At 70.5% G+C, this 10,139-nt stretch carries 11 protein-coding genes; 2 read left to right on the top strand and 9 right to left on the bottom strand.

All coding sequences use genetic code 11. The features are described from left to right. The coding region (locus D7V88_RS34005) for a DUF6982 domain-containing protein (protein WP_443651637.1) at positions 1 to 552 on the top strand (552 nt) is incomplete at its 5' end. 118 nt (positions 553 to 670) lie between these two features. On the opposite strand, the gene D7V88_RS34000 is transcribed toward D7V88_RS34005, so the two are convergent. Then, positions 671 to 1,300 (bottom strand): YceI family protein, encoded by a 630-nt coding sequence (locus D7V88_RS34000; protein ID WP_120544777.1) that lies wholly within the window; start codon positions 1,298 to 1,300, stop codon positions 671 to 673. Between the two features lie 34 nt (positions 1,301 to 1,334). After that, a complete protein-coding gene (locus tag D7V88_RS33995) occupies positions 1,335 to 2,210 on the bottom strand; it encodes a DODA-type extradiol aromatic ring-opening family dioxygenase (RefSeq protein WP_120544776.1) in 876 nt (291 codons plus the stop codon). Positions 2,211 to 2,355: 145 nt separating this feature from the next. Between D7V88_RS33995 and D7V88_RS33990 the strand changes: the two genes are divergently transcribed. After that, complete coding sequence (locus tag D7V88_RS33990; protein WP_120544778.1) at positions 2,356 to 3,996, top strand: sigma-54-dependent Fis family transcriptional regulator; 1,641 nt, start codon at positions 2,356 to 2,358, stop codon at positions 3,994 to 3,996. Positions 3,997 to 4,066: 70 nt separating this feature from the next. On the opposite strand, the gene D7V88_RS33985 is transcribed toward D7V88_RS33990, so the two are convergent. The 7 genes from D7V88_RS33985 to D7V88_RS33955 form a co-directional block, all read right to left on the bottom strand. After that, positions 4,067 to 4,792 carry a DUF1751 domain-containing protein gene (locus tag D7V88_RS33985; protein WP_120544775.1) on the bottom strand — a complete coding sequence of 242 codons (726 nt, stop codon included), beginning with the start codon at positions 4,790 to 4,792 and terminating at the stop codon, positions 4,067 to 4,069. A 133-nt stretch (positions 4,793 to 4,925) separates the two neighbouring features. Next, complete coding sequence (locus tag D7V88_RS33980) at positions 4,926 to 5,123, bottom strand: hypothetical protein (protein WP_120544774.1); 198 nt, start codon at positions 5,121 to 5,123, stop codon at positions 4,926 to 4,928. A 184-nt stretch (positions 5,124 to 5,307) separates the two neighbouring features. Further along, entirely contained in the window at positions 5,308 to 5,523 is a 216-nt protein-coding gene (locus D7V88_RS33975) for a hypothetical protein (RefSeq protein ID WP_120544773.1), read from the bottom strand. Positions 5,524 to 5,575: 52 nt separating this feature from the next. Further along, the gene (locus D7V88_RS33970) at positions 5,576 to 6,772 is read right to left on the bottom strand and encodes an acetyl-CoA C-acetyltransferase (RefSeq protein ID WP_120544772.1); all 1,197 of its coding nucleotides are present in this window, start codon (positions 6,770 to 6,772) and stop codon (positions 5,576 to 5,578) included. 72 nt (positions 6,773 to 6,844) lie between these two features. Continuing rightward, positions 6,845 to 7,495, bottom strand: coding sequence for a hypothetical protein (locus tag D7V88_RS33965; protein ID WP_120544771.1), 651 nt, complete (start codon positions 7,493 to 7,495; stop codon positions 6,845 to 6,847). A 20-nt stretch (positions 7,496 to 7,515) separates the two neighbouring features. Then, positions 7,516 to 8,172: a 2-hydroxychromene-2-carboxylate isomerase gene (locus D7V88_RS33960; protein ID WP_120544770.1), complete on the bottom strand. Its 657-nt coding sequence runs from the start codon at positions 8,170 to 8,172 to the stop codon at positions 7,516 to 7,518. Between the two features lie 28 nt (positions 8,173 to 8,200). Continuing rightward, positions 8,201 to 10,139: ATP-binding protein (locus D7V88_RS33955; RefSeq protein ID WP_504814711.1), on the bottom strand; the 1,939-nt coding region annotated here is incomplete at its 5' end.

Here is a 10,139-nt window from a genome sequence, read left to right as displayed (position 1 = left end):
CCCTCCCTGTCACTCGCTCCGGCCCGGGCCGTGCCTTCCGCAAGCCCGGCGAGCGCGTCCCCGCGGAGCGCGGTCCCCGCCGCGCCGGTGGCCATGGGCGCGGCCTCCGCCAACCACCTGCGCCCCACCGAGGATGCCCTCTTCGATGCGCACGCGGCCGTGCTGGCGGGCTCCGCCCACTCCTTCGTGGAGGGTGAACACCGCGTCATCATCCACACCGTCGAAGGCCAGGTGAAGCGCGGCACCATCCGCGACGCGGACCTGCTCGAGGACACCATCTCCCTGGAGCAGCAGAGCGGCTTCGCCCCCGAGCGCATCCCCGGCAAGCGCGTGAAGGCCATCTTCTTCATGCTCGCCGCGGGCGCGCGTCAGCCCCAGGCGGAGGGCTCCAAGATTCGCGTCACCTTCAACGATGGGCGCCAGGTCGCCGGCTTCTCCCAGGACTTCAAGGGCCCCACCCCGGGCTTCTTCGTCATCCCTGCCGACAACCGCACCAACACCGCGCGCATCTTCATCTACCGCGCCAGCGTGCAGGCCGTCGCCGAAGGCTAGCGGACACCCCGGGGCGGGCCTCCCCCGCCCCCAGGCTTCGCGCACAAAAAAAGAGGGGCCTCGTCACCGAGGCCCCTCTGCTCATTTCACCGCCCCCGAAGGGCCGGTGAAGCGATGACTACTTCGTGTCCTTGGCCGCCGGAGCCGCCGCCGCGTCGGCCTTCTTCGTGGCCTCCAGGTCGAGCGTGATGGTGACCTCGTCGCCCACCGCGAAGCCGCCCGTCTCCAGCGCCTTGTTCCAGGTCAGGCCGAAGTCGCTGCGCTTGATCTTCGTGGTCGCCGTGGCGCCACGGCGCAGGTTGCCCCACGGATCCTTCGCCTCTGCGGACGGGCCGTCCACGTCCAGCACCACGGACTTCGTCACGCCGTGCATCGTCAGGTCGCCCGTGACCTTCAGCTTGCTCGCGCCGGCCTTCGCGACCTTCGTCGACTTGAAGGTGATGGTGGGGAACTTCGCCGTGTCGAAGAAGTCCGGGCTCTTCAGGTGCTCGTCGCGCTTGGGCTCGTTGGTGTTGATGGTGGTCGCGTCGATGGTGGTCTCGATGGTGGACTTGGTGATGTCCTTGTCATCGATGTTGATGGTGCCCTTCACGTTGCTGAAGGCGCCACGCACGGTGGACACCATCATGTGCTTCACGCCGAACTGCGCGCTGGAGTGCGACGAGTCCAGCTCCCACGTGGTCGCGAACGCGAACGAGGGGGCGGCGACGGCAATCAGGGCGATGGCGGACTTCAGGGACATCTTCATGGTGTGGACTCCTGGGTACTGCGAACTGCGAGGTTCAGGCGCGCAGCGCGAAGCTGCGCATGGACAAGGTTCCGTGATGGAAACCCTCGAACACCGGGGTGAGACGGTCCTCGGCGAGGGCGGCTCCGAGGACGAAATAGATGGGCAACCAGTGCTCGGGAGATGGATGCGCGACCTGCGCATTCGGTGCGTCCCTCCACGACTGAAGCCCGACGAAATCACGTGCGGCAAGTTTTCCGGCGACCCACGCATCGAACTCGGCGGCCCATGGCTCCACGGACGCCAGCTTGGATCTGAAATTCACCCGGCGCAGGTTGTGGACCACCCCGCCGCTGCCCATCAGTAGCACGCCGTCCGCGCGCAGCGGGCGCAAAGCCTCGCCCATCTTCGCCACCGCCGCGGGTGACGCACCCGCCGGCAGCGCCACCTGGATGACGGGCACGCGCGCCTCCGGGAAGGCATGCCGCAGCGGAACCCAGACGCCATGATCCAGGCCGCGCTCGGTCTCCGCCACCGCGGGGACGCCCGCCGCCGTCAGCCGCGCCACCACGTCCGAGGACAGGTCCGGCGCGCCGGGCACCGGGTAGCGCAGCCGGTACATCTCCTCCGGGAAGCCATAGAAGTCGTAGACGAGCGGCGGCGCGGCCATCGCCGTGACGTGCACGCGCGCGTCCGTCTCCCAGTGCGCGGACACCACCACCAGGGCCTTCACCGGGCCCACGCCCTCACCGAAACGCTTGAGCGCCTGCGGGTACTCGTCCGCGTCCAGCGCCGTCATCGGAGAGCCGTGCGACACGAAGAGCGCCGGTGCCACCTGCCGGGCGACCGTGGGCCCACTGCCCATCACACCCGCCACCCCGGCGGCCGCCACGCCCTGCAGCACCTCGCGTCTGTCCACCCCGGAACCCATCGTGGGCGACTTCTAATGCAACCCCAGGACCAGCGCAGAAAACACGCCAAACCCTTGGAATTACACGGCCTCACATTCCAGCCCTGCGAAAATACTCTCAGAATGATAGAGAACCCCCTCAGTCTGAATGGATTCGGGAGTCAACGTGGCTGGGCTGGAAGGGCTGGACCTCAGGGAGCTGCTGGCGTTCGAGCCGAAGGGCGGCGTCATCCACTTCGCCGGGCAGCGGACGCTGCTGATGGATCCGGTGGCGCTGGGGCTCTTGCGCACGGAAATCGTCGGGATGATGGGGATGACGGCGGCGCGCGGCATCTTCACGCGGCTGGGCTACGCGCACGGCTGGCGCACGGCGGAAGCGATGCGCACGGCGGTGCCGTGGACGGACGAAGCCGAGTGGCGCCGCGCTGGAGGACGGCTGCACACGCTGATGGGCCAGGTGCGCGTGGAGCGCATCGAGCGGACGGAGAAGGACGGCCCGGAGCCCTTCGCCGAGGCGCAGTGGCGCGACTCGTATGAAGCGGAGCAGCACCTGCTCCACCTGGGGCAGGCGGATCAACCGGTGTGCTGGAGCCTCACGGGGTTCGCGTCCGGATACCTGAGCTACTGCAACGGCAAGCCCATCTATTGCGCGGAGATGAAGTGCGTCGGCAAGGGGGACGCCCTCTGCCAGATTGTCGGCCGGCCCGCGGAGGAGTGGAGCACCGAGTGCGCGGAGGTGCTGCGCTTCTATGAGACGCAGTGCATGGAGGGCGTGCTCGGGCAGGTGACGGAGGCCTTGCGGCAGGCGGAGCGCAAGCTGCGCGCGAAGCGACAGTCGCTGGCGCGGGTGTCCGGCGTGGCGGAGGACCCGGCGGGCATGGTGGCAAGAGCGGACGCGATGCAGAAGGTGCTCAACCTGGCCCGGCGCTCGGCGAAGGTGGACACCACCATCCTCGTCACCGGTGAGAGCGGCGTGGGCAAGGAGCGAATCGCCCGGCTCATCCACGACGAGTCCGGCCGCGCCCACAAGGCCTTCATCGCCGTCAACTGCGCCGCCGTGACGGAGAGCCTGCTGGAAAGCGAGCTGTTCGGCCACGCCAAGGGCGCCTTCACCGGTGCCACGCACGACCGGCCCGGCCTCTTCGAAGCGGCCCACGGCGGCACCCTCTTCCTGGACGAGGTGGGCGAAGTCCCTCCCGCCATGCAGGCCAAGCTCTTGCGCGTCCTCCAGGAGCGCGAGGTGCGGCGCGTGGGTGAGAACCTCAGCCGCAAGGTGGACGTGCGCGTGGTGGCCGCCACCAACCGCGAGCTGACCGAGGAGGTGCGCCTGGGCCACTTCCGCCAGGACCTCTTCTACCGGCTGCGCGTCATCGAGCTGCGCATCCCGCCCCTGCGCGAGCGCAAGGAGGACATCCTCCCCCTGGCCCGGATGCTGCTGGCCGAGGCCGGCGAGCGCCTGGGCCGGCGCGTGAGCAGCCTGTCTCCGGACGCGGCGGATCAGCTCCTGCGCTACCCCTGGCCGGGCAACGTGCGCGAATTGGGCAACGCCATCGAACGCGCGGTGGTGCTGTGCGAGGGGCCGCGCGTGGAGCGCGAGGACCTGCCCGAGGAGGTGCGCGCCGCGCCCCCCAGCATGGTGCCCACCGGCAGCCCGCGCCGCCTGGAGGACATGGAGAAGGAGTACATCCTCGCGGTGCTGGCCCAGAACGGCGGCAACCGCTCCCGCACCGCGGAGCAACTGGACATCGGCGTGGCCACGCTCTACCGCAAGCTCAAGCAGTACGGGCACCCGGAGGCCGCGCACTAGCCACGAAAGCGAACGGGCCCACCAACGCTTTCGCGTCAGCAGGCCCGTGTCACGACTCAACGAGATGACTTCAGTTGAGGAACTGGTCGCGGTCCGGCGGGCGCTGCTCCTTGCCCACCACGCGCAGGTGCTTGGAGCGGTCGCGCAACTGACGCTGCAGCCGCCAGTGCTGCAGGTGGAGCATGAGCCGCTTGGGGCTCGCGCCGCGCACGTAGGCGAACACCAGCACCAGGCTGAAGAGCTCCGGCGCCAGGAACTGCCAGGACGGCGCGGTGAGCAGCCGCAGCACGGTGAAGCCCGCGCCAATGGCCGCGAACCAGTTGCCCGTCAGCGGGATGCCCCAGAAGTTCGCCTGCCCCCGGCCGATGACGAGCCCGTACGCCACCCAGAGCACCGTGGTCATCACCGAGCCGCCGGCGTAGGCGCTCGCCATGGGCATCACCAGCGCCAGCAGCACCGTGAGCAGGCCCGCGAACACCGTGATGCCCACCGACGCCATCAGCAGGCGCCGCGAGCCCCAGGTGGACTCCAGGAAGCCGCCAATGGACCAGATGATGATGCCGCCGAAGATGATGCCCAGCGGGTCCGGCGCGATGAACGCGTAGGTGAACAGCTCCCACACGCGCCCTCGCAGCACGTCCGCGGGGTTGAGCAGCAGCAGCGCGCCCTGCCCACCGCGTGTCGCCAGGAACAGGGCGGAGAACGCCACCAGCGCCACCGCCAGCTTGGCCGCCATCGATTCCAGGCCGACGAAGCCACTGCCTCCGCCACCGTTGAAGCCCCGCATGGGTCGCATAGAGGCCCAAAGGTGGTGGAACACCGCCCGGTCCGCAACCCCAATCGCAGAAACGATGAAGGGCGCCCCACCCTGATGTCTCCAGGGAGAAGCGCCCTCACCTCCATCCGCCTTCACGCGCCCGTCGTGGGACTCAGACCTTGTGGCGGTAGAAGAGCGTGATGGTCAGACAGTGAAACTCCTTGTCCGAGGACTGCGTGACGATCTTGTCCACGATGTCCACGCCGGAGTTCTCCTTCAGCCACTTGGTGATGTTCTCACCCATGTTCTCGCGATCGCGCGCGAGCGTGGTGGAGAACACCTTGACGCCCGTGAAGCTGATAAGGCCCATTCCAACCCTCGTGTCACCAGAGATTACGAACGTTTACCCCGAGTCGCGGGCGCCATCAAGAAACGGGCCCGACAATCCGGCCCGGCGTGGACCCTGGGAGTCCGCTCCCAGGGCCGCCGGGGTGTGGCTGAAGCCACCGTCCTCCCGCCAACACTCCGGCAGCGGGGGGCGAGGGCCTGTCCTGTCAGCGACCCGTGGCGGCGCGGCGGGCCTGACACGTCACCTCGTCCTTGCAGGCGGGACCGATGCCTTCGGGGTGGGCCGTCAGGGGCGTCTTGTCGCTTTCTTCCACGCCACACACCACGCAGCGGCGTTTGCGGTTGCGGCGCTCGGCGCGGCGCTGCTCGGCGATGGCCTTGGCCCGCTCCCGGGCCGTCTTCGCGTCCACCTCGTTGCTCATCTCACGTCCCGTCCGGAAGTCGTCTGCCCCGTACCCCGTCCCCAGCAGGCGCCTAGAGCGCCTCGACCAGCACGGCGATGCCCTGGCCGCCACCGATGCAGGCAGAGCCGATACCATAGCGAGCGCCCCGACGCTTGAGCTCGTAGGCCAGCGTCATGGTGATGCGCGCCCCAGAGGCCCCCAGCGGGTGGCCCACGGCGATGGCGCCCCCGTTGACGTTGGTGGCGTCGCGTGGCAGGCCCAGCTCCTTCTCCACCGCCAGGTACTGGGGCGCGAAGGCCTCGTTGACCTCGAAGAGGTCCACGTCCGACAGCTTCGCGTCCGCGCGCTTCAGGAGATTCCGGATGGCCGGAGCGGGGCCAATGCCCATGATCTTCGGGTCGCAGCCGGACACGCCCCAGTTGACGAGCCGCGCCACCGGCTTCAGGCCGTGCTTCTCCACGAACCCGCGCGTCGCCATCACCATGGAGCCCGCGCCGTCGCAGATGCCGCTCGCGGCGCCCGCGTGCACGACGCCGTCCTTCTTGAAGACCTTGGGCAGCTTGCGCAGGGACTCCACGGAGGTCTCCGGACGGTTGTGCTCGTCCTTCGACACCACTGTGTCGCCCTTCTTGCCCTTGAGCGTCACCGGGGCGATTTCATCCCCCAGGCGGCCGGCTTCCTGCGCGGCGGCGAAGCGCTTCTGGGTGAGCACGGCGTACTGGTCCACGTCGTCCTGGGTGAGGCCGTAGTCCACCGCGAGCTGCTCGGCGGTGAGCGCCATGGCCTGCCCGGTGTAGCTGTCCGTCAGGGCCGTCCAGAGCATGTCCTCCAGGCCGCCCTTGCCCAGGGGGAGGCCCCAGCGGGCGCCCCGGATGACGTGGGGGGCCTGGCTCATGGACTCGGTGCCGCCCGCGAGCACGCACTCGGCGCCGCCCGTCAGCATCATCTCCGCGGCGGTGACGAACGCCTGGAAGCCGGAGCCGCACAGCCGGTTGACGCCCAGCGCGGGCACGGGCACGGGCACGCCCGTGCGCAGGCCCACGTGGCGCGGCAGGTAGATGGCGTCCGAGCTCGTCTGGACGACGTTGCCGTACACCACATGCTCCACCAGCTCCGGGGACACGCCCGCCTGGGCCAGGGCCGCCTTCGCGGACTCCACGGCCAGGTCGGTGGCGCTCAGGTCCTTGAGGCTGCCACCGTAGGTACCAAACGGGGTGCGCTTGCCGGACAGGAAGAAGATTTCCTCGTTCTTGGACACGCTCTTCATGGTGCTCGTCTCCCTACTCTTCCGGGGCGCGCGGTGCACGCGCGACGTGAGGTGGAAAATACCGGGGCGGCTTCAGCCCGCGCGCCCGCCCAGGAAGGCGCCCGCGACGATGGCAAGCGCGATGGCCGTCCACAACAATCCCTGGAGGTTCTGCCGGCGGATTTCCTTGCGGCCAAGGCCCTGGTACCAGGCCCGCCCGGCCTGCACCCGGCCCTCCCAGGTGAAGGCGCCCGGTTCCGACAGGGCCAACCCGTCCAGTCGGCGCACATGTGCGCGCAACAGGCGCTCCGGGGACGCGTCCTCCAGGGAGCCGGAGCGGTAGTCGGGCAGGTCCAGCGCCGGGCGCCGGTAGCTGGCCGTGATGACAAAGCCCCCGGAGGCCAGGGGGGTGAGCAGGTAGAGCCGGGGCCTCTCCTCCCTGCCCAGGTGCAGGGTGGCGAAGACGCGCTCGCCGGGGTGGGCCCAGTCGTAGGAGCGGGTGGCCTTCTGGAGCAGCGGCTTCTCCTCGTGACTGCCCAGGGGGGTGAAGCCCAGCGCCTGGAGCTGGCCGGCGAGGGGGGCCAGCACCTCCGGCAGGTCCATCTGGTCCGCGGGGGCCTCCGTTTCGATGCCCACCTTGCCAGGGAAGAGGAAGAGCAGCGCACGCCAGAAGTTGAGCGACAGCAGCACGCCCGCGAGCACGAGGCTCCCGACGACGAAACCCAACTGACCGAGGACGTTCATGGACCGGGGGCCTTCGGTGTTCAGCGGCGCGACGCGGTGGAGGGCAGGTGCTGCCAGCGCGCCAGCGCCTCGGGGGTGAGCGGGTCGCGTCCCTCCAGGTAGCGCTCCAGGTGTCCCAGCGAGTCCACGCCCCAGAACATCTCCCCGTCCACCAGCACGGAGGGCACACCGAAGGTGCCCTGGGCCAGCGCCTCGTCGGTGTTCTTGCGCACGCGGTCCTTCACCTCCTGCGTCGCCGCCCGGGCGAGCAGGGCCTTCGCGTCGAAGCCGGCCGCATCCAGCACCGCGCCCACCTGCTCCGGCGTCTCGATGCCCCGGCCCTCGCCCCACGCCGCCGAGTAGAGCGCGGTGACGAGCTTCGTCCGGGCCTCCACGTCGTCCACCGCGGCCGTCACGCGCAGGGACAGCAGCGGGTTGAACGGGTGCGAGGGCGGCAGGGTGAACGGGGCGCCCTGTTCATGCGCGATGCGGAAGGTCTGCTTGAAGACGTAGATGCGCTTGGCCGGAATCTCCGCGGGCCCCACGGAGCCCACGGCATTGAGCAGCCCCGCGAGCAGCACCGGCACGGGCTCCAGCGTGCGCCCGTGCCGCGCCGCGAGGGCGGGCATGCGCAGCCAGGCGAGGTACGCATACGGTGAGAGGTAGTCCAGGCAGAAGCGCAGGGGGGACGGGGCCATGGGGCCATCCTACCCAGGACGCTGGCTGTCAGGCGCTCCGCTTCAGCTCTTCCAACTGGCGCGACAGCGGGCCACGCAGGGAGCTGGCGAGCGACTGGAGGTGCGTGGCCTTCGCGTTGCCAAAGGCGCGCTCGGCGATCTCCAGCTCCAGCATCACCTCTTCGTGCGTGCCGTGCCGCTCCGCGTGTTGCAGGTACACGAGCCCCATCTGGAGCACGTTGCCGGTGGCCTCCGCCAGGATGAGCGCGTGGCGCAGGTGCGCGTCCCCTTCCGCCTGGGGCACCAGGGGCGCCAGCGCGCGGCGGGCGAGGATTTCATCCCACGGGTTGGCCAGCACCGGATCCAACGCGCGCTCCAGCGCCGTCTGCGCGGCGGCGAGCGCGGCGGGCCGCCGGCCCTGGTCCCGTTCGAAGCGCGACTGGTACACGTGCACCAGCGTCTCCATGCGCAGGCCGCCCTTGCGCGCGGCCTCCAGGGCGCGGGGCAGCGACTCGCGCGCGGCGGCCGCGTCCTCGAAGAGCACGTCGCGGCACGCCTGGTACACCTGCACGTGGGCCTGCAACCAGCGGTCCTGGGGCAGCACCCGTGCCAGGGCCTCGCCGCGCGCCACCACCGCGGCGACGAGTTCGTGCTCGCCGCGCTCCAGGTAGTACGGCGGCGTGAAGAGGGCCAGGTTGCGCTCCATCAGCCGGGGGCTGCCCAGCCTGCGGATGAGCTCCGCCTTCTGCGCCAGGGCCGGCGCGAAGGCGGCACCGTCGCCGGTGAAGGCCGCGCGCGCCACCTGCGCGAAGAGGTGGTAGGCGCGCACGTCGGTGAAGCCGTGGGCGTCCGCCACCGCGAGCCCGCCGCGCAGCACGTCCTCGTCCAGCGGCTCGCCGCGCAGGGCCAGGTTCACGTTGAGCAGGTAGCCGCCCATGCCCAGCGCCCACGCGAGCCGCCGGGGCGGACGTCCCACCGCGTCGCGGAAGTCGCTCAGCCGCTGCACCTGCTTGCGCTGCTCGGACACGCCGCCCGACCAGCGGCCGGTGTACGCGCTCAGCGTCGCGCGGGCGATGGACAGCCCCGCCAGGTAGGGCGAGTCCTCCGGGTGCTCGGCGGCCGCGCTCGACAGCAGCGTCTCCATCTCCCGGGTGCGCCCCAGGATGGCCAGCGACATGCCCTGGAGGATTTGCAGCTCCGAGCGCTTCCAGAAGACATCCACCGGCGTCATGCGCGCGCCCGCCGCCACCTCGCGGAACAGCGGACAGAGCAACTCCTCGTGCTCCGCGGGCGTGGCCGTGCGCGCGGACGCCAGCCGCTGGGCCGCCTCGCGACGTCCGGCCTCCACGTCCACCGTGGACTCCCAATACGCGAAGAGGCGCTCCCCGTACGCCACCGACGTCGGAGGGTCGCTGGAGTAGCCCACCTCCACCAGCGACACCCACGTGCGCAGCAGTTGTTCCATGCGCCCCGGGAAGTCCGGCGCGGACTCCAACAGCCCCGCCGCCTCCTTCAAAAGCAGCGTGGCCTCCAGCAGCGCCTCCGCCTCGATGGCCGCCTTGCCCGCCTCTAGCAGCGGCTGGATGGCCTCCGCCGGCGCGTCCGAGCGCGCGTAGTGCCAGCCCACCGCGCGCACCAGCCCGGCGCGCCCCGCGGGCTGCGCCTGGAGCGCCCGCGCCACGAGGCCGTGGTGCCCCCTTCGATCCATCTCCGGCGTGCTGTCGTAGACGGTCTGGTGCACGGTGTCGTGCGTGAAGACGTACCGGCCCTCCACGTCCTGGAGGAACTGCCGCTCCACGATGCCGTCCAGCACCGCGAACAGCTCCGCCTCCGGCAGCCCCGCCAGGGAGCGCACCAGCGGCAGGTCCAGCATGCGGCCCGCGGGCGCGAGCTTGCGCAAGAGCGCCACCTGCTCCGGGGGCGCGCTGGCGAGCCGCACCAGCACCGCCTCCTGGATGCTGTCCGGCAGCCGCCGCGTCCCCAGCCCC

The organism is Corallococcus terminator (genome assembly GCF_003611635.1).
Lineage (GTDB): Bacteria > Myxococcota > Myxococcia > Myxococcales > Myxococcaceae > Corallococcus > Corallococcus terminator.
Note: the sequence above shows the minus strand (reverse complement) of the source record. Positions and strands in the feature narration are given on the sequence as shown.

Coding starts and splice junctions, on each gene's coding strand:
- D7V88_RS33975 (WP_120544773.1), bottom strand. CDS start 5,523: ATGAGCAACGAGGTGGACGCGAAGACGGCCCGGGAGCGGGCCAAGGCC.
- D7V88_RS33960 (WP_120544770.1), bottom strand. CDS start 8,172: ATGGCCCCGTCCCCCCTGCGCTTCTGCCTGGACTACCTCTCACCGTAT.
- D7V88_RS33985 (WP_120544775.1), bottom strand. CDS start 4,792: ATGCGACCCATGCGGGGCTTCAACGGTGGCGGAGGCAGTGGCTTCGTC.
- D7V88_RS33970 (WP_120544772.1), bottom strand. CDS start 6,772: ATGAAGAGCGTGTCCAAGAACGAGGAAATCTTCTTCCTGTCCGGCAAG.
- D7V88_RS33965 (WP_120544771.1), bottom strand. CDS start 7,495: ATGAACGTCCTCGGTCAGTTGGGTTTCGTCGTCGGGAGCCTCGTGCTC.
- D7V88_RS33980 (WP_120544774.1), bottom strand. CDS start 5,123: ATGGGCCTTATCAGCTTCACGGGCGTCAAGGTGTTCTCCACCACGCTC.
- D7V88_RS33995 (WP_120544776.1), bottom strand. CDS start 2,210: ATGGGTTCCGGGGTGGACAGACGCGAGGTGCTGCAGGGCGTGGCGGCC.
- D7V88_RS34000 (WP_120544777.1), bottom strand. CDS start 1,300: ATGAAGATGTCCCTGAAGTCCGCCATCGCCCTGATTGCCGTCGCCGCC.